The organism is Ruthenibacterium lactatiformans (genome assembly GCF_000949455.1).
Taxonomy (GTDB): Bacteria; Bacillota; Clostridia; order Oscillospirales; family Ruminococcaceae; genus Ruthenibacterium; species Ruthenibacterium lactatiformans.
Genome location: NZ_JXXK01000027.1, coordinates 1 through 18,136 on the forward strand (window position 1 = coordinate 1; position 18,136 = coordinate 18,136).

The 18,136-nt window shown below is 58.5% G+C and carries 16 protein-coding genes, 1 tRNA gene and 1 pseudogene; 4 read left to right on the forward strand and 14 right to left on the reverse strand.

Annotation, left to right across the window (positions count from 1 at the left end):
• Window positions 1-277: 277 nt before the first annotated feature.
• From TQ39_RS14965 to TQ39_RS14975, 3 genes are all read left to right on the forward strand, one after another.
• Window positions 278-1,048 carry a type III pantothenate kinase gene (locus TQ39_RS14965; RefSeq protein ID WP_050006120.1) on the forward strand — a complete coding sequence of 257 codons (771 nt, stop codon included), beginning with the start codon at window positions 278-280 and terminating at the stop codon, window positions 1,046-1,048.
• Window positions 1,049-1,166: 118 nt separating this feature from the next.
• Entirely contained in the window at window positions 1,167-1,739 is a 573-nt protein-coding gene (locus tag TQ39_RS14970; RefSeq protein WP_009324137.1) for an ECF transporter S component, read from the forward strand.
• A gap of 322 nt (window positions 1,740-2,061) precedes the next feature.
• A tRNA-Arg gene (locus TQ39_RS14975) sits at window positions 2,062-2,138 on the forward strand.
• A 213-nt stretch (window positions 2,139-2,351) separates the two neighbouring features.
• On the opposite strand, the gene TQ39_RS14980 is transcribed toward TQ39_RS14975, so the two are convergent.
• The 9 genes from TQ39_RS14980 to TQ39_RS15020 form a co-directional block, all read right to left on the reverse strand.
• A complete protein-coding gene (locus TQ39_RS14980) occupies window positions 2,352-3,710 on the reverse strand; it encodes a tyrosine-type recombinase/integrase (RefSeq protein WP_050006121.1) in 1,359 nt (452 codons plus the stop codon).
• On the reverse strand, window positions 3,685-4,596 hold the full coding sequence (locus tag TQ39_RS14985) for a helix-turn-helix domain-containing protein (RefSeq protein WP_050006122.1): 912 nt from the start codon (window positions 4,594-4,596) through the stop codon (window positions 3,685-3,687). Before TQ39_RS14985 ends, TQ39_RS14980 begins: the two co-directional genes overlap by 26 nt.
• 72 nt (window positions 4,597-4,668) lie before the next feature.
• Window positions 4,669-4,878, reverse strand: a complete 210-nt coding sequence (locus tag TQ39_RS14990; protein WP_050006123.1) for a helix-turn-helix domain-containing protein — start codon at window positions 4,876-4,878, stop codon at window positions 4,669-4,671.
• On the reverse strand, window positions 4,875-5,069 hold the full coding sequence (locus TQ39_RS14995) for a hypothetical protein (RefSeq protein ID WP_050006124.1): 195 nt from the start codon (window positions 5,067-5,069) through the stop codon (window positions 4,875-4,877). Before TQ39_RS14995 ends, TQ39_RS14990 begins: the two co-directional genes overlap by 4 nt.
• A 16-nt stretch (window positions 5,070-5,085) precedes the next feature.
• Window positions 5,086-5,466, reverse strand: a complete 381-nt coding sequence (locus tag TQ39_RS15000) for a type II toxin-antitoxin system PemK/MazF family toxin (RefSeq protein ID WP_050006125.1) — start codon at window positions 5,464-5,466, stop codon at window positions 5,086-5,088.
• A gap of 461 nt (window positions 5,467-5,927) precedes the next feature.
• A complete protein-coding gene (locus tag TQ39_RS15005) occupies window positions 5,928-6,428 on the reverse strand; it encodes a hypothetical protein (RefSeq protein ID WP_050006126.1) in 501 nt (166 codons plus the stop codon).
• A 309-nt stretch (window positions 6,429-6,737) separates the two neighbouring features.
• Complete coding sequence (locus TQ39_RS15010; RefSeq protein ID WP_167541541.1) at window positions 6,738-7,544, reverse strand: IS3 family transposase; 807 nt, start codon at window positions 7,542-7,544, stop codon at window positions 6,738-6,740.
• A 469-nt stretch (window positions 7,545-8,013) separates the two neighbouring features.
• Entirely contained in the window at window positions 8,014-9,378 is a 1,365-nt protein-coding gene (locus tag TQ39_RS15015) for an amino acid permease (RefSeq protein ID WP_050006128.1), read from the reverse strand.
• A 152-nt stretch (window positions 9,379-9,530) separates the two neighbouring features.
• Window positions 9,531-10,283: an SDR family NAD(P)-dependent oxidoreductase gene (locus TQ39_RS15020; RefSeq protein ID WP_050006129.1), complete on the reverse strand. Its 753-nt coding sequence runs from the start codon at window positions 10,281-10,283 to the stop codon at window positions 9,531-9,533.
• 215 nt (window positions 10,284-10,498) lie between these two features.
• On the opposite strand from TQ39_RS15020, the gene TQ39_RS15025 reads away from it, so the two are divergent.
• Entirely contained in the window at window positions 10,499-11,548 is a 1,050-nt protein-coding gene (locus TQ39_RS15025; protein WP_050006130.1) for a LacI family DNA-binding transcriptional regulator, read from the forward strand.
• 157 nt (window positions 11,549-11,705) lie between these two features.
• Here the strand turns inward: TQ39_RS15025 and TQ39_RS22005 are convergent.
• From TQ39_RS22005 to TQ39_RS15055, 5 genes and pseudogenes are all read right to left on the reverse strand, one after another.
• Window positions 11,706-13,026, reverse strand: a pseudogene (locus tag TQ39_RS22005) (M20 family metallopeptidase).
• The gene (allB, locus tag TQ39_RS15040; RefSeq protein WP_050006133.1) at window positions 12,953-14,323 is read right to left on the reverse strand and encodes an allantoinase AllB; all 1,371 of its coding nucleotides are present in this window, start codon (window positions 14,321-14,323) and stop codon (window positions 12,953-12,955) included. The pseudogene TQ39_RS22005 and the gene allB overlap by 74 nt, the downstream one beginning before the upstream one ends.
• A gap of 15 nt (window positions 14,324-14,338) precedes the next feature.
• On the reverse strand, window positions 14,339-15,778 hold the full coding sequence (locus tag TQ39_RS15045; RefSeq protein ID WP_207641406.1) for an amidohydrolase family protein: 1,440 nt from the start codon (window positions 15,776-15,778) through the stop codon (window positions 14,339-14,341).
• Window positions 15,775-17,064, reverse strand: coding sequence for a Zn-dependent hydrolase (locus TQ39_RS15050; RefSeq protein WP_050006161.1), 1,290 nt, complete (start codon window positions 17,062-17,064; stop codon window positions 15,775-15,777). Before TQ39_RS15050 ends, TQ39_RS15045 begins: the two co-directional genes overlap by 4 nt.
• 355 nt (window positions 17,065-17,419) lie before the next feature.
• Window positions 17,420-17,830 carry a RidA family protein gene (locus TQ39_RS15055; protein WP_050006134.1) on the reverse strand — a complete coding sequence of 137 codons (411 nt, stop codon included), beginning with the start codon at window positions 17,828-17,830 and terminating at the stop codon, window positions 17,420-17,422.
• Window positions 17,831-18,136: the final 306 nt, after the last annotated feature.

An 18,136-nucleotide genomic window follows, 5' to 3' on the forward strand; every position in this document is an offset into this window, starting at 1 on the left:
TTCTTTCTGACCTTTCTTTCGGCTTCTTCTCTTCTCTCAGGTCCGCTCTGTCCCCTCGGGACAGCTTAGTTATATTATCATAGCAGCGGCTTCTTGTCAACACTTTTGGGAAAGTTTTTTTACGTCTTTTTTACTCATGATAGATATAGTGTCCTTCGTCCTTTTCGCTACTATATCTGTCTTCTATTTTGCATGCATTTTCCGCTTGCGCACCGGCTTTCTTTATATTACTATATATAGGGAAAGAAAAAGAGCTTTTCCGGGAGGGCGTCTTTGTATGATCCTGACAGTCAATGTGAGCAATTCCAATATTCTGCTGGGTGCTTACCAGGATGACAAGCAGTGTTTTTGTTCCAGTATGCATACCAATCTGTTAAAAAGCGCAGACGAATATGCTGTGCAGTTTGGGTCCGTCTTGTCTCTCTATGGTGCGCAGCCGGAGGATATCTCCGGCGTCATTCTTTCCTGCGTTGTGCCCTCTATGCTGGCCTGTATCCGCAAGGCGCTGAACCACCTTTATACGGGACGCATCTATGTCGCAGGGCCGGGCCTCAAAACCGGGCTTTCCATCCGGACAGATGATCCCTCCCAACTTGGCAGCGAACTGGTGTGCAGCGCCATTGCAGTTCTGGCCGACTATCCGCCTCCTTGCGTTATTATCTCTATGGACACCGCCGTTTCCATCACGGCTCTGGACAACCGGGGCGCACTGCGGGGCGGGGCCATTCTGCCGGGTGTAAAGATTGGCGTTGAAGCATTGTGCGCACGTACCGCACAACTACCGCAGATTGATTTGTCCGCTCCCGCTTGCGGGGTTCTGGGCACGAATAGTTCCGCCAGTATGCAGGCTGGCGCGATTTTTGGCACAGCTTCCATGCTGGACGGCATGATTAACCGCTTTGCCCAAGCTTTGGGCGGTACGCCCACCTGCGTTGCCAGCGGAGAGCTTGCTCCCGTAATCCTGCCGCATTGCCTCCATAAGATCTATTATCGTGAGAACCTTGTTCTGGACGGTCTGTATAGGCTCTACCAGAAAAACACAAAATAGAATACATCTTACATGATTTTGGTGTTCCGCTTCTTTATATTACATTATATAGGGGCGTGTACATAAATTAGCTTACGCTGTATCCGCTTTAGGCGGAACAGCAGTAAAGGAGTACAATATGAAAAGCACAAAAACCACGTATCTTGTCCGCATCGCGCTTCTGATGGCTATTACCATCGTTCTGGCCGCCACACCGTTGGGCTATATTCCCGCCGGAGTGTTGTCCTTCACCATCATGGTACTTCCTGTCGCAATCGGCGGCGTTTTGATGGGGACGCCGGCCGGCCTGATTCTCGGTCTTACCTTTGGTGTAACGAGTTTTATCAAAGCCCCTACGGAGGCTCTGGGGCAGTTGATCTTGAGTTATAGCGGTCTGTTTACTGCGTTTGTCTGTATTGTGCCGCGCGTCTGCGTCGGACTTTTTGCCGGGCTGATGCACAATGTGATGAAAGGCCGCCAAAAGCAGCCCGCCTGGCTGTATCTGCTGGCTGGCGGCGGCTCCTCATTTGTAAACACAGCGCTGTTTGTGGGAATGATCTACCTGTTCTGCCATGGTATCGTAGAAAACGCGTTCGGGCTTGCAATCTGGTCTTCCACACTGCTGGGCGGCGTCGTGGAAATGGCCGCAAACGCCGTACTGACTATGGCTATCGCCAAAGCGCTGGAACGCTTTGTGCGGCCCGCAGCATAAGAATTCCCCCGACGACGCACAAAAAACGTTTCAAACGCTTGCAAAATTGAATTCTTATGATATGATAAATAGTGCCCTCCTTGTAAGGGAGGGCACTATATGAATGTGCGTCTGTAGCTCAGCTTGGATAGAGCGTTCGGCTCCGACCTGTACGGTATACCGTTACCATTCCCCCAAATTTCCCGAAAGGTATCATTTCCCTTTTGGCATCGCTCGGCTACACCGTAACCCCTTGACCATCGTGGTCGTTAGAAGAATTCCATTCCGTTTCACCCCTTTCCGTTTGTCAATATTTTGCCTTATATCGGCGAAAATTGAATATGCGTCCGTAGCTCAGTTGGATAGAGCGTTCGGCTCCGACCCGGAAGGCCGCTGGTTCGAATCCAGTCGGGCGCACCACAAAACCCCTTGTGATCCTTGTGATCCCGAGGGGTTTTTCTTCTAACCGCGTTAGATAAGGCTTTGATTTCTTCTAACAAATCGGCCTTGTTTTCTAACAGCGCATTCAGCCGCATCAATACGGTTCAGTATCTAACAGATGGGAACAGTATCATTGCCCGTCCAGTGCGAATGAGTATCTGCGGTCGATCCATGCACTTTTTCGCCCGATCTCTACCCCATCTGCTTTGCAAGCGCGGTCAGCAGCGCCATCACTTCCGGGTTTGCCAGCATTTTGCTCAAAGTCTCTGGAGATAAGCCCTCCGGCGTTTTTTCTTTCGGTTCCGTTTTGGCCTCGTAAAACGCCTCTTGGAACAGCAGCGCATTGTTTTTTCGCCCATCGTCCAGAATATGGGAGTAGGTATCCGTTACCATCTTTGCCTGTGAATGGCCTGAATCGCCCTGCACAGCCTTAATATCGCCGCCATTCAGCTTGAGCTTGTAGGTAATGCTGGAATGCCGCAGGCTGTGAAACACAATAGGTGGCAGGTCATGCTCCTTGATGAGCCGATGGAGCGCATCGTTGATGGTCGATGCCTCGGTAGGCATCCCCAGCGACCCGGCGAACACCAGATCGTAATTCTGGTACTCCGCGCCCAGCAGCTCGATCTTCTCATCCTGTGCCTGTTTCCACTCGACAAGCATCCTGGCTACCGCACTCGGCATATAGACCTTCCTCACGCTGCTGGTGGTTTTGGGCGTTTTCAAAACAAGGATTGTGGAGGTCATAGAGGATACTGTCGGGAATTTTACAAGCACATCCTTTTCTTCGAGTTCGTCCAGAGCTTTTCGATTTACCCTTTGCAGTTCCTTATTGACATACACCGATGCAGTGCCTTGATCCATATTCTCCTCGGTAATGTCAATGCAGTCCCATGTCAGACCCAGCATTTCCCCCATCCGCAGCGAGCAGCAAAAGGACAGGTTCAGGGCAAGCGCAAGACGAGGATCGTCGCATAGTTCCAGTGCTTTGAACAGCGTTTCAGCCGTCCAGATTTCACGCTGTGCGTGTTCCACATGGGGGATCATCGCATTGGCCGCCGGGTTTTTCGCCATGATTTCCCACTTGATGGCCTGATTAAAGCAACACCGTAGGAGCTCGTGGATCTCCTTGACCGTATGAGGTGTGAGGTACTTGCTTTTCGAGCGCCTTGCACCATTGGGCACCGCTTCGGTTTTCAGCAGCAGCTTATAGTATCGCTCAATAAACTGAGTGGTGATGTTGGTCAGTTTGGTGTCCCCAATTTGGGGTACTATATAGTTTCGGATGAGCGAGGTGTTGGCCTCATAGGTCGAAAGCGCCCACTTCGTCTTGCCGTAAAGGTTCACATATTCATCGAGAAGCTCGGCCAAGGTGATGCACTTGGGGATAATGAGGGTTCCCGACAATTCCTTGTACTCTACCTCTCTTTGGCGGGCTTTCGCCTCGGACATACTCTTAAAGGTTTCCCATTTTTGTTTACGCTTGCCGGCTTCGTCACGGTAGCTGTAAACCACACAATACTTTTTATTCTTGCGAATGATGGTTGCCATCTTTATCACCCCCTGTTATTCTTTCAAATTCGGCAGGGCTTATTAGGTATTCCTTGCCGACCAGCATGGTTTTGATCTCTCTCGCCTGAATCTTGCGATAGACTGCTTTCCGGCTGATTCCGAGCGCCCTTTGCAGATCGCACACCCGATAGACACTTTTTGCTTGCACATGTTCTGCCGCTGTTTCGTTCTCCGCGTCTGAGAGACCCGCCGTGGGTTCATCTGCCGCGGGTTCTTCCTCCAAGGGCACGGGTTCCTGTACTGCCACGACCTTCTGATAATGACTCTGTGATTGATACCACGCTTCAAAGCTGCTGGCTGTTACCCTCTTTTGCCCGGCAATCACAACCATCTCAAAGGTGCTGTCTTTTTTTGCGAGAATCCTATAGACCGTATCTCGCTGGATTCCAAGCAGGTGCGCCATTTCCGGCATGGAGTAACTTGCCTTTAACGCGTCCGCTTCTTTTTCACGGTCAGCGGCCGTCCTAAAGCGCACCTGCTGTTTGTACCATCGTTCAAAGCTATTCTTTGTTATGCGCGTGTGGTTGTCCGCTTGAAACGTGTCAAACACGTCTTTCTTCATCAGCGCATAAATGGTGTCGCGGGAAACCGCAAGCAGTTGGGTCAATTCCCGAACCGAGTAGGAGGTCTCCTGCAGCGCGCGTCCTGGGGGCGGCCCCTGCAAGAGCCGGTGCTTTGTTTGGTTGTCATACCAGTCCCAGAAATCTTTGTTCCGAACCCGCATACAACCCCTTAGCTGAAAGGTTTTTATCCCTCGGTTCTGAATCAACCAATAGGATTCCGTTTTTCCAATCCCCAGCATTTTTCTCAGCTCAGGGATGGAGATCGAGTCTTTCTCGCTCCGTATGAGAGTATGAATGTCCAATGATGCCACCTCCTGTTTTTGTGTTGCTCAAAATTCTAACAGGGTGGCATCACATTGTTAAGGCTGTCGATTTTAGCTTTGACAGTCCAGCCAATCATCAAAACTCTTTTTGGAGATTCTGTATTTCCCTCCCCCGATCTGGAACCAGCGAAACTCGTTCCGTTTCAGCAACTGGTACACGGTAGATCTGCTCACGTTCAGGATCACCCGCAGGTCGTCCACCGTATAACACCGCTGCTGTACGGCACTTGGTGTGTTGTGCGCCACATCATTTCCGATCATTGTTTTCGTACCGCCTTTACATCTGAACCGACGCCCACCCTCTCGGTGCTTGCCAGCCATACGCCCACCGGCGTTTTGCGGGTGTGCACCTTTTTGGCGGCCCTTTCCTCTCGCTGAACCTGGCGCAGCGCCAAGTAAGCCGTCATGTCCAGATAGCCGGAACTGTTATACTTCCCTGCCCTGTAATTCATGGTTTGTCCTCCTCGTTCAGGGGGCCTCAACTTCCTCCGGGATATGGATGCCGAGGCTCATCAAAATGTGTTCTTTCATCCTGTCCATCTCGCTGGAGCCCAGACGGGAAAGCCGTTTGGCTACCCGCCGCTTGTCGATGGTCGTGATCTGCTCCAGCAGTACGGTCGAGGGGCGGATGGCCTTGCCGTCCCCCGCAAGCTTGTAGTGGGTCGGCTGATTGGGCTTTTTGCCCGTCTGTGTGGTCAATGGTGCCACGATCAGGGTCGGGCAGTAGATGTTGCCCAGATTGTTTTGCAAAATTAGCACAGGCCGTATGCCGCCCTGCTCCGAGCCAAACCTCGTGCCGAGGTCCGCCAAATAGATCTCACCCCGCCGAAAGGCGCGTTCGTCCTTCATGAAATCACCTGATCTTTCTTGTATTGCAAGCGGTCAGCCCCGAGCCGCATCTCAACCGCAGCAGAGAGATACAGCCTGCCGACCGCTGTTTTAGGTTCGGTATGTACCCTTCCATTTGTCCTCGACACCCCGAAGGTTGGGAAGTCATCAGGCGGCGGCTTGCTGGCCGCTCCACGGGAGTTTCACCCCAGCTGTCGTTCTGACAGAGCCGCCCCCATTGCTTGTGTCTGTGGCTGGGCGGGAGTACCATTGTCTTTCCGACGGTCATCGCCGCGCCGGGTGCAGCCCGACGCTTGCAGCGGATATTCCTCGCTCGGCCCGGTAGGGCGTCCTGGCGTATCCTGCTGCGGTGGCTTGTGCGTTCGCACATCGGAATTGATGTACCTGATGAATGGGTATTCAGTTGTCAAGGGACCCGGTTGAGGGGCCGTTTTTCATGCCTCTCACTTTACAACGGACATTTAATTTGCGTTTAGGGACCCTCTCTCCAAAATTTTTTGAAATTTCTTTCTGATCTGGTCAAGAGACTTCCAGATGGCTTTGTGGTCCACCTGCTTTTCCTTTGCAAGCGTATATGTACTCATCCCACCGAGCATACACCTCTCGAATACCTCAAGCTGCCGCTCGGTGAGCTGCGCCCGCAATTCGTGGATACTTTCTCTCAAAAGCAGGTCTTGCTCAAAATCAGAGGGGTCTATCAGCCATGCGGCGGTCAAGTCATCGTCACTGGCGCTCACATAGTCGAGGGAAACCAGCCTTACTTTGGCGGGAGAATCCTCTATACAGGGCCTTGGCGATTTGTGCATATCCATCTCCCGCCGCAGCTTCTTTTCCTCCGCCCGCAGCTTGCGGAATACCGCTTGGCTGACGGCGCATTCTTCCCGTGTGGCCTTGACCCGTACCATGTACCGGCCATCCTCCGCGATCCACAGGTCATAGTCGAACTCCTTGGGTGTTTTCATTTCTCTGTCCTTTCCGCTGGCTACGGAAAGGCCGGAAAGATGAAAAAGGAGCCGCATGACGGTGATCGTTTCCAATTACCGATGAAACATAAGCCTCTCAAAGAGAAGCGAATGTTCATGCGGCATTAGGAAGACTTCACCGTTCAGGCGGCTCCATAGCACAGTCCATGAGTATTCAGTTTTTTGGGTTTTACTTTATACAGTGCGCTCCGGCGCGGGTCTGCTTCTTCGTGCGCCCTTCCCAGTTTAGTGGACAGTAAAATTGACGGAAAAACAGAATGAACCGCAGAATATCTCGTTGTCGCTCACTCAGGCGGCGGGATGCTCAGATAAAGCACGCGCAAAGGCGTCCGGAGGACGCCAGCCAATAGCGGAATGCGGACGCACCGGGTTGTAAAAAGTCTCGATATAAGCAAAGACGTCCGCCATAGCATGTGCCCTTGAAGCGAAATGGCGCAGATGGACGCACTCGCATTTGAGACAGCTGAAGAAGTTCTCGGCAACGGCGTTGTCATAAGGGTCGCCCTTGCGGGACATACTTTGCCGGATACCGAGTTCAGAGAGACGCAGTCGGTAAGCGCAGGCGGCATATTGGACGCCGCGGTCAGAGTGGAAGATGAGGCCAGGATCGGGCTGGCGTCTGCGGACGGCCGCGTTGAGAGCGGCGAGAGTGAGATTCGTGTCGATGCGCTCGGAGAAGGCATAGCCGATGATCTGCTTTGTGCAAAGGTCTTTTACAATGGCGCAGTAGAGCCAGCCCTCATCGGTAGGGATATAAGTAATATCGCCGACCCAGGCCTTGTTGGGAGCGTCAAAAGAAAACTGGCGCGCGAGCAGATTCGGAGCGATGGGATGGGCGTGTCGGGAGTTTGTGGTGGCTTTGTAGGCGCGCTTGCGCGCTGATGAGATGTTCAGTTCATTCATCAGACGGTGGATGCGTTTGCGCGAGCAGGCAAGTTCCGAACGAATCAGGTGATACAGGCTGTCCAGCCCCAGTGCCGGATAGCGCTGATGCAGGCTCAGCAGCCGGCGTTTGAGCGCCTGATCCTGCTGCCTGCGCAAGGATGGCTTGCGGCCCAGCCACTCGTAGTACCCGCTGCGGGAGACCTCAAGCAATCGGCATAACAGTTCCAGGCCCTATTCCCACCCAATATGGACTTTACACAAAATTTGGGATTGACCCGGAAGCCAGGTGCTCAAGTGCTCCATTACAAACGAAAAGCTCGCGCAAGCTGGGTACTTTGATTTCCCGGCCCACTACGAGCTTATTCGTAAACTGCATTTATGCGGTTGAACCGCCGTGTACCGGTCGGTACGCACGGTGGTGTGAGAGGCCGGCGGGCTTATGCGCGCCTCCTACTCGATTATCGTGTGCCGCACTCCTTACATATGCAGCGTTGCATCCCCGATGCGTTGTACCCTATTTTCTTTTGGTTTTCCGCTTTTCCGCATTTCGGGCAGGTTTTCCTGCCTCAACTTTTATCTTCCTCATTTTTTTATTGCATCATAAAATCCTTAATTTGGACACTCCCGCGGCATCCCTTTTACAGGCTCCCGAGGGGTTTGAAAAACGGGCCGCGCGCCGTCAGGCCTTGGCAGCCTTGTTGCGCTTTTCAAAGAAATAGTAGGCGGGCAGGCCGGTGGCCAGGGCGACCACGCTGGCCACGATGGAGGCGCCGGGGGTCCACAGGAAGGTGGATACCAACAGGATGCCGTTGGCAAAGATGGCGATCACGGTCATCAGCTGCCAAGCCGGGCAGCGCCAGCCGGGGTTGTAGTCCGGCTTTTTGCGGTGGACGAACATGGTGCAGAAAACCAGCATGTTCTTGACCAGGCAAATAAAGGTAAAGTAGCCCAGCAGGTCGGTGATGCTGGATACGCAGACCAGCAGGATGGCGTAGGCGGCCTGGGCCAGCAGCGCGAAGGAAGGGGTATTGTATTGGGGGTGTACCTCTTCAAACCGCTTGTACCACAGCCCATCGCGGGCCATGGCGTACTCCAGGCGCGGCTGGTACATGGTGGCGCTGGACATGGAACCGGTGATGACCAGGATGCCCAGCAGCGCGGTGACAATGCCGGCCGCCGTGCCGATCATGGGAATCTTGGAAAAGGCCAGCGCGATGGGGGCGTCCGAGGCGGCCAGCTCCTCCAGCGGGATCATGCCGGCGGCAATGGTGGACAGGCCCGCGTACAGCAGGATCACAATGCCGATGCAGAGGATCATGACCCGGGGCATGGTCTTGTGCGGGTCCTTTACCTCGCCGGCCATGTAGCAGGCGCCCACGGCGCCATCGTACGACCAGGTGGTTGCGGACACGCCGGCCAGCAGCGCCACGATGCCGGTGGCCGCGCCGGGCATGGCGGGCGCGGCAAGCAGTTCACCCTTCATAAAGAAGAGGCCCACCCCCACCAGGATAAAGAAGGGCAGCATCTTGAGGCTGGTGATAAAGGTGGTAAACCGCGCGCCTGCCTCGACCGAGCGGTAATGCAGCGCGGTAAAGGCCAGGATGATGACAATGGCCACGATCCGCACCCCCAGCCCCGCAAGCCCGGGGATAAAAAAGGCCAGGTAGTTGGCAATGGCCAGGCTCATCACTGAGCAGGTGGACGGGTCGGTGGACCAGAAGGCAAGCCAGCCGTTGAGGAAAGCGATCGGCCGCCAGCCGGCTTCCTTGAGCCAGGTATACTGGCCGCCGTCCTCGGGATACGCAGAGGACAGCTCGGCATACAGCAAGTTCTGCGGGATCATGATTAGGCCGCCCACAATAAAGCTGATGATCAGCATGGTGGCCGAGCCCGCTGCCCCCGCTACCTCAGCAAGGGAGGAGAAGATGCCGGAGCCTACCGTTGTGCCCACGGCCACGGCCAGCGCCGCGCCCAGGCCAAGCTTCCGCTTGAGCTCGCCCTGTGCTTTTGGGGTCTCTTTTTGTTTTCCATAAAAATGATTCACTCCTTTTTCTCGATGATTGTCCGAAAGCTTTTTTGCGGGCAGCCCGGCTGGCCCTGCCGGCCTGCCCGCGATAAAAGATCCTCCGGGGTTTTATAAACGGACGCCGCGTCCGGACACCCGCGGGCGAAACACGCCCGCCGGCCTTCCGGTTTTTACTGCGCGGTGTATCCGCCATCGACCATCAGGTGGGTGCCGGTGATAAAGGACGCCTCCTCGCTTGCCAAAAACGCCACCGCCCTTGCGATGTCGATGGGTTGGCCCAGCCGCCGCAGGGGATAGCTGGCCACCAGCCGCTTTACCTCGCCCTCGTAATTGCCCGAACGGGACATGTCCTTTACAAAGGCCGGCGTCTCGGTGCCGGCCGGGCACACCACGTTTACCCGGATGCCAAAGGGCGCAAGCTCCAGCGCAAGGCTTTTGGCAAACTGGATGATGCCGCCCTTGGAACTGTTGTAGGCAAGGCTCTCCACGCAGCCCACCACCCCCAGTTCGCTGCCGGTGCACACAATGGCGCCGTGGCTGCTCTTTTTAAGCAGGGGCAGCGCGTATTTGGCGCAGAGGAAGTATCCCTTGAGGTTGACCCGCATGACCTTGTCCCAGTCCTCCTCGGTGGTGTCCCATAGGGTTTTGCTCAGCGAGTAGGCCGCGTTGTTGTACAAAACGTCCAGCACGCCGTATTTCTGCCCCACCATGGCAAACATGGCTTCAACCTCGGCGGCGCTGCTCACATCCACCTTGTAAAATTCCGCCTTGCCTGCCAGTTCGGTCTCCAGGGCCTTTCCGCGGGCCTCGTCCAGGTCCGCGATGATGACCTGCGCGCCCCGCTCGGCAAACAGCCGGACGGTCGCCTCCCCTATGCCGCTTGCTCCGCCCGTGATCAGGGCGGTGTAGTTGTCCAGACGCATCTGTTGTTTCCTCCTTTGGTCTAAAAAATTACTAATACGAATTAGTAGATGTTTTAATTATAAACGAGAGCATTAGGGCTTGTCAAGCAATAATATCTCCAAATAATCCGGGGTATTTTCGGTAATATTGAACGGAAAAAGCCAAAGTACCCCTTGAAAAGAAGCTGTATTTGCCGTATAATTACTAATAAATATTAGTGAAAAAGAGGTGCCGCATGAAAAGAGCTACTTCCAAGGACGTGGCCCGCCTTGCCGGGGTTTCGCAAACGACCGTTTCGTTTGTGATGAACAATACCCCGGGGGTATCCCTCTCGGACGAAACCCGGCGCAGGGTGATCGAGGCGGCCCGGGAACTGCAGTATATCCCCAACTCGTTTGCCAAGGGGCTCAAGACCAGCCAATCCCGGCTGCTGGGGGTGTTCCTGCCCTCGATGGACAATCCCTTTTACCCCATGCTGATGAAATACATTGAAAAATACACCGTTGGCCTGAGTTATAACGTGATGCTGTGCTGCACCTACCGCAACCCGGAGCGTGAAAAGGCCTATCTTGACCTGTGCATTGAAAAGCAGGTGGATGGGATCATCTACCTGTTTACCCCCAACTGGCTCAAGCGGGCGGTACAGATCTCGCACAGCATCCCAATCGTGCTGATAAGCGAAAAATCAGACGATGTTCCGCTTAATACCATCAGCATGAACGGTTTCCGGTGCGGGGAGCTGCTGGCAAACCATCTGCTGGAACTGGGGCACAGGCGGCTGGCCTATATCCTGAGCCCGGTCACCTCGATCTCGATGACACGCCGGATGCGCCTGGAGGGGATCCAGAGCGCGGTGGAAAAGGCCGGCCTGCCGCCGGACGCGCTCCAGGTGCTTACGGCGCCCGAGATGCCGCCGGACGGCACCGAGGCGGACGCCGGGTATATTTTGATGGACCGGCTGCTGCGGGAGGGCCGGGTCACCGGGGTGATCGGGGTCAACGACCTGGTAGCCTTTGGCGCGCTCTCCTGCGCGCTTACCACCCCCGGCCTGCAGCTGCCGCGGGACCTCTCGATCTGCGGGTTTGACAACATCTACCTCTCGGCCATGGCCCGGCCCGGCCTTACCACAGTGGATTACTGCACCGAATCCCTGTGCAAGCTGGCGGTGGACATGGTGCTGAACGGCACGGGCGATTCCAGCATCCTCAAGCTTTCGAGCGACCCGCAGCTGGTGGTGCGCGGCTCGACCGGCCCGGCCCCCGCAAAGCCACCCCGAAGCGCCTGACCCGCGACCGCCCCGGCCCCCGACAGGCCCCGGCATTGCCGCCTTTTGGGATGTTCCGATATAAAAACACAGCACGCTTTTACCGCGCCTTGCAAAGCGCCGCAAAAGCGTGCTGTGTGCTTGCAGCGGCCAAATCTGCCCTGCGGCCGAAAAAAGGCTATTCCTGCACCAGAAGCCCGATGGCGGTACGCGCAAGGATCTGCGCCGCTTCCACCAGCTCCCGCACCGGCACCCGTTCTTCGGGCGAGTGGCCCAGCACGGGGTCGCCCGGGCCAAAGATGGCAATGGGCACCCCCAAGCCCGCAAACACCCGGCCGTCGCTGGCCTGCTTATAGCCGCTTAAAACCGGCGCCGAACGCTGGACCTGGCCGGCCTCGGCCAGCAGGCTGCGGATGAGCGGCGCGTCTGGGCTGGTGTTGGTGGCAAGCCCTTCCTCGGAGTAGGTAACGGCCACCTCCCACCCAAAAAGGCTGCCGCCCAGCGAGAGGGCGCCCAGCAGTTCTTCCATGCGCTGTTTTACAAACTCCTCGGCAATGCCGGGCACCATGCGGCAGTCCAGTTCCAGTTCGCAGAGTTCGGGGATGATGTTGACCTTGTGCCCGCCCCGGATGCGGGTGGCGCACAGGGTGGTGGGCGGCAGGTAGGGGTGCGCCGTTTTGGCCAGTTCGGGCGCGAGCAGGTCGTTGACCAGGCCGATGAACCGGGCCATGTGCACGGTGGCGTTGCTGCCCTGCCAGGGCATGGCGCCATGGCAGGCCCGGCCGTGGATGGTCACCCTGAAGTTTGCGATCGCCCGCTCGGCACAGCAGACCTGGTTGGCGGTCTGCTCACCCACAATGACCATGTCCGGCCGCAGCAGCCCCGCCGCGCAAAGCCATTTTGCCCCCCCGGAAGCTGCTGGCCTCCTCATCCGCCACCGGGTTTACCTGCAGGGTGCCGGCCAGGGGCACGCCCACGGCCTTGAGCGCGCAGGCCGCCATCAGCTGGGCCGCCACCGAGCCCTTGTCGTCGCCCGCGCCGCGGCCATATACAAAGCCGTCCTCCAGCTGGCCGCCAAAGGGGTCGTGCCGCCAGTGGGAAAGTTCGCCCGCCGGCACCGTGTCGATGTGGGCGTTCAGGAGCAGGCAGGGCCCCTCGCCGCCCCGCAGGGTGCCGATCACGCTGGGCATGGCGGCATTGTCCACCCCATCGGCATGGAACGAGCGCACCTCGGGAGGCGGGCAGACCGCCCGGGCCTCGATGCCCCAGCGGGAGAGCGCGTCCAAACAGACCCCCGCCGCGGCCCGGGTATCCCCGGGCGGGTAGTCGCGCGGGCCTGGATCAGCGCCTGCAGCAGCTGCACCAGTTCGGTTTGCCGGGCGGCGATCCATTCGGCCGCCTGCTGCTTGTACCGTTCCTTGCTGCTCATGGCCGGTCACCTCCCTGGGGCCGCACCAGCCGGCCAAAGCCCGGCTGCTGTAAAATGCGGCCGTTTGCATAAACCGGCACGCCCCGCAGGCAGGTAAGCGTTACACGGCAGCGCAGGGTGCGGCCCTCGTGGCCAAAGCGCGCCGCCTTGCTTTTGGAAAAGCTGTTTTTGCGGCTGAAGGTCCAGGGGCTGTTGGGGTCGAGCAGGATAAAATCCGCATCCGCGCCAACGGCCAGCGTCCCCTTGCGGGGATACAGGCCAAACCGGCGGGCCGCGTTGGTGCTGGTAAAGGCGGCAAACCGCTGCAGATCCATGCCCCGGTCCAGCACCCCCTCCTCAAACAGCAGCGGGATGGCAAGGTCGATCTCGGGCGCGCCGCAGGCCGCGGCCCGGCCGCCCTCCGGCGGCAGCTTTTCCTCCTCAAGATAGGGCGCGTGGTCGGTGCCGAGATAGTCGATCCCCCCGTCCATCACATACTCCCACAGCTTTTCCATCCGCGCGCGGCTGCGCAAAGGCGGGTTGATCTTGGCAAAGGCGCCCAGCGCCGCGTTATCCTCGTAATTCAGGGTCAGGTAATGGGCACAGGTCTCGGCCGTCACATCCACCCCCTGTTTTTTGGCCTGCGCGATCAGCGCCGCCCCCTCCGGGATCGAGAGATGGCAGATATGCAGCCGGCAGCCGGTAAGCCGGGCGTAGAGCAAAAGGGTATTGATGGCGGTGAGTTCGGCCTGCCAGGGCCGGCTGGCGTCGTGTACCGCCAGGGACCACTCCTCGCCGGCGTGCGCCCCTGAAAAGCCGTTTACCAGGGCGGGGTTTTCGGCGTGCGCGCCAAAAATACCGCCCAGCGCCGCCACCGCCTGCATCTCCCGCAGCTGGCCGTACTCGTCCGACCAGTCAAAATCCGGGCCGGCATCCAGGGTAAACGCCTTGTAGCCCACGCACCCCAGTTCGGCCAGCCGGCCCAGCTCATCCAGGTTGGAGGGCATGGCCGAACCCCAAAGGGCAAAATCGATCAGGGAATTCTGCTGCGCCCGCCCGGCCTTAAGCTGCCAGGTCGCCTCATCCTTTACCGGCGGGGAGGTGTTGGGCATATCCAAAATGGTGGTATAGCCGCCGCTGGCCGCCGCCTGGGTGCCGCAGCGCAGGTCCTCCCGCCATTCAGCCCCGGGGTCAAAAAAGTGGGGGTGCGTGTCGATGGCGCCGGGCAGCAGCACCTGGCCCGTGCCGTCCAGCACGGTTTTGGCCGGGCCGGGCGCCGGGCCCTCGCCCAGCGCGGCGATCCTCCCATCCTGTACTGCAAGCCAGCCCACAAACACCCCTGTCTGGGCAACGATGCGGGCGTTTTGTACGATCAGGTCTGCCTTCATATTGCTGCCTCCTTTTTACAGTTCGCCGCGCTGCATCATGCCCCGCAGCGGCGTTGCAGGGATGGCCGCAAAGGGCTGTACCGCCCGCTGCGCCACCCGGTCGGCGGCAAGCTGGGCCTCGCGCACCACCTGCTTTTCATCAATGCCCTGCACCCGGAAATCCTCCACCAGTACCTTGCCGTCCACCAGCACCATCTCCACCTCGCTGCCCCGGGCCGAATACACCAGGTTGGGCACGATGTTGCGCACCGGGGCCTGGATCACCGGCGAAAGGCCGGGCTGGGTAAGGTCGATCAGCAGCAGGTCGGCCTTTTTGCCCGGCTCCAGCGAGCCGATCTGCTGCCCCAGCCCAATGGCCCGGGCGGCCTCGATGGTGGCCATGCGCAGCACCCGCCAGGCCGGGAATACCGCCGGGCTGCCCGCCTTGCACTTGTTGAGGATGGCGGTAAATTTCATCTCGTTGAACATATTGCTGCAGTTGTTTCCGGGGGCCTGGTCCGAGCCGAGGGCCAGACGGCTGCTGGCCTGCAAAAACGCGGCCGCCGGGGGCACGATGCCGTCGATGATGGCAATGCTGCCGCTGCACAGGACCATGCCCGCCCCCTTGCCGGCAAGATAGCGGGTCTCCTCATCGGTGGCCTCGGTAAGGTGCACCGCCATCAGCCGGGGGGTAAGGTAGCCGATCTCGTCCAAAAAGGGGATGGTGCGCTTGCCGTACCGCAGCTGCATCTGGTTGGTCTCCCGGTCTCCCTGCGCCACATGCATGTGGATGCCTGTGTCCAGCCGGGCGGCGGCCTCGCGCACCTCCTCCAGCAGTTCGCGGCTGCACATGTCCGCGCCCTGGGGGCCCAGCATACAGGTGATGCGCCCATTTGCCGCGCCGTTCCACTCCTCGCACAGGCGCAGGTTGCGCCGCAGCTTGCGGTCGCCCTCGGCAGGGTCAAACTGGTACAGTTCGCCCAGGGCGGTGCGGTTTTCTTTTGGCAGTTCGCTGATGAGTTCGGCCACCCGCGCGCGGGTGCCCAGCCGGATATGGTTTTGCACGATCTCGGTCATGGGGGTGTCAAAGTCGCAAAAGGTAGTGGTGCCCGCCTTGAGCGCCTCCAGGATGTTGAGCATCGAGCCCTTGCGCACCGCGTCAGGGTCCTTGCGAAGTTCCTGCTCAAACGGCCACAGGCCGTGCTGCATCCAGTTGTCCAGGTCCTGCGAAACGCCCCGCAGCAGCCCGTCGCCGGTGTGGATGTGCGCATCGATCAGGCCGGGCATCAGGGCCTTGCCCTCCGCCTCGATCAGCCGGTCGGCGGTATAGGCCGCCAGCACCTCCCGGCTGGGGCCCACCACCTCGATGCGGCTGCCGCAAACGCCCAGCGCGCCGTCCTCCAGAATGCCGGTGCCCTCCCCCTGCATGGTAATGAGGGTGGCGTGCGCAAACAAAAGGTCCAGGTTCTTTTTCACACGGAGCCCCCTCCTTCTCCAAACAGGTCGTCGCAGGCCGCCCGGTACAGGGTGTCGGTGAGCACCTGCGTGCCGGCCGCGAGGTCGTCTTTCATGGTAAACTCTTCCGGGCAGTGGCTTACCCCGCCGTTTGCGCTGCGCAAAAAGATCATCCCCATGGGCATGATGCGGGAGAGGTTCATGGAATCGTGGGCCGGGAAGCTGACCATATGATCGTGCGGGATGCCCCAGCGGCCGGCCGAGTCGTCCATCAGGGCCATCAGTTCGGGTGCGCAGTGGGCGGGGGCAAGATCACAGGTGGTGTGCACCGACCATTCCAGCCCGCGCCGCTCGCACTGGGCCTGGGTAAAGGCCATCAGGTCGGTGTACAGCCGGGCCCAGTTCCCATCGTCGGCCTCCCGGAAATCCACCGGCACCACGCACCGGTCGGCAATAATGTTGTGTTCGCCGGGATGCGCCTCAATATATCCCACCGTACCGCGGGTATCCAGGCTGGTGGCCAGCGCCAGCCGTTCCACCTCCGCAGCAACCGCGGCCGCGGCCGCCATGGCGTCGTGCCGGTCCTTCATGGCCATGCCGCCCGCGTGGGCGGCAACACCGCGCAGGGTGATGTAAAACTGCTTGATGCCGGCAACCGAGCTGACCACCGAGATCGGCAGCCCCTTTTCCAGCAGATAGCGCCCCTGCTCAATATGCAGTTCCACAAAGGCATAATACCGGGCAGGGTCGATCACGCTGCCCTCAAGGTTGTCCGGGTCAAGGCCCATGCCAAACTCCCGCATGGCGTCGCTCAGCAGCTGCCCGGTCTGCCGGTGGCGCAGCTGGTAGGCATAGTCCTTTGGCAGCATGCCGCACATTGCCTTGCTGCCAAAGGTGCCGCCCAAAAACTGGCTTGCCTCCTCGTTGATAAACGCCACCAGTTCCAGCGGCCGCCGGGGCACAAGGCCGGACCGCTTGATGGCCGAAAGCGCCTCCAGCGCCCCCATCACCCCGGCCATGCCGTCAAAATAGCCGCCCTGCGGTACCGTGTCAAAATGCGAACCGCTGAGCACGGCGGGCGCACCGGGTTCCTGCCCCTCCAGCCGCACAAACTGGTTGCCCACCGTGTCCACCCGGTACGCAAGCCCTTCTTCTTCGCTCCAGCGGCGCAAAAGCTCCATGGCCTCCTTGTAGGCCGGCTCCCATGCAAACCGGCTCACCCCTCCCTTGGGGTCTGCGCCGATCCCTCCAATGGTGTTCAGCCTGGTCCACAGCCGCTGCGGATCGATCCGGATCGTCTGGTTCATCTCCATTACCTTTCTTTTCTTGATCGGGTTTTCATCACGTCGTTCGTGATTAATATTATAATTAATACGTTTTAATTGTAGTTTATTCATCTTCTGTTGTCAATTCCCGCGGCGCGGAATTGAAATACTGCACAAGAATATTTGTCATTTTTACTAAAAGGCGGCGGGCGGCGCCCCGCCCCGGCGCAGGGCGCAAAAAGAGGGCCCGATCCGTGCGGTCCGGGCCCCTTTCCTATGGCCGGCAGCGCCCTTGCAGGCGGATGCCCTTACCCTGCGCAGGCCGTCCAGGGGCCCGCTTTTTAAGGCGGCGCGCCGCGCGCCGCCGCGTTTCCAGCCCGGCCGCAAAGGCCGCCTTTCAGGCCTGGCGCGCGGCCGCCTGGTCCTTAACCACCGCAACCGCCTCGATCTCGATCGCCATCCCACCGTTGAACTTGCCAACCTGCATGGTGCTGCGGGCCGGGGGATCCTTGGGGAAGTAGGCCTTGTAGGTTTCATTAAAAAGAGCAAACTGGTCAATATCCGCCACAAACACCAGGGTCTTGATCACATGCTCCAGGTCCGAGCCCGCCTGCTCAAGGATGGCAGAAAGGTTTTTCATGATCTGGTGGGTCTGCGCCACAATATCCCCAGGGCCCACAAGACGCCCCGTCTGCGGGTCGGTGCCGGTAACGCCGGCGGTAAACACCAAATCCCCTGCACGGAACGCCTGGGAATACCACCCGCCGGGCGCCGCCGCGCGGTCGGTTTCGATTTTGATCTTTTTCATCCGGATCGCCTCCTTTTTGAGTTCCAGGGTCCTGCCTGTAAATAAAATATTAATACGTTTTAACAGGCCCGCATACAGTATACCGGTTTCCGCTTTGGATGTCAAGGGGCTTGCTGTACAGGGCAGGGCCCACAAAAGTGAACGGCTTCGCCGCCCTTGACATCCGCCCCCATCGGCGTTATGTTGTTGATAAGGCGGCAGCCGGATATCCCTGCTGCCGCCCCATATAAACAGGCCCTATTCTCACCCAATATGGACTTTACACAAAATTTGGGATTGACCCAGTTTCGAGTCTTTGTGGGAACA

Coding starts and splice junctions, on each gene's coding strand:
- TQ39_RS15005 (WP_050006126.1), bottom strand. CDS start 6,428: ATGAAAACACCCAAGGAGTTCGACTATGACCTGTGGATCGCGGAGGAT.
- TQ39_RS15000 (WP_050006125.1), bottom strand. CDS start 5,466: ATGAAGGACGAACGCGCCTTTCGGCGGGGTGAGATCTATTTGGCGGAC.
- TQ39_RS15025 (WP_050006130.1), top strand. CDS start 10,499: ATGAAAAGAGCTACTTCCAAGGACGTGGCCCGCCTTGCCGGGGTTTCG.
- TQ39_RS14980 (WP_050006121.1), bottom strand. CDS start 3,710: ATGGCAACCATCATTCGCAAGAATAAAAAGTATTGTGTGGTTTACAGC.
- TQ39_RS15055 (WP_050006134.1), bottom strand. CDS start 17,830: ATGAAAAAGATCAAAATCGAAACCGACCGCGCGGCGGCGCCCGGCGGG.
- TQ39_RS14990 (WP_050006123.1), bottom strand. CDS start 4,878: ATGATCGGAAATGATGTGGCGCACAACACACCAAGTGCCGTACAGCAG.
- TQ39_RS14995 (WP_050006124.1), bottom strand. CDS start 5,069: ATGAATTACAGGGCAGGGAAGTATAACAGTTCCGGCTATCTGGACATG.
- TQ39_RS14970 (WP_009324137.1), top strand. CDS start 1,167: ATGAAAAGCACAAAAACCACGTATCTTGTCCGCATCGCGCTTCTGATG.
- TQ39_RS15050 (WP_050006161.1), bottom strand. CDS start 17,064: ATGAACCAGACGATCCGGATCGATCCGCAGCGGCTGTGGACCAGGCTG.
- TQ39_RS15020 (WP_050006129.1), bottom strand. CDS start 10,283: ATGCGTCTGGACAACTACACCGCCCTGATCACGGGCGGAGCAAGCGGC.
- TQ39_RS14965 (WP_050006120.1), top strand. CDS start 278: ATGATCCTGACAGTCAATGTGAGCAATTCCAATATTCTGCTGGGTGCT.
- allB (WP_050006133.1), bottom strand. CDS start 14,323: ATGAAGGCAGACCTGATCGTACAAAACGCCCGCATCGTTGCCCAGACA.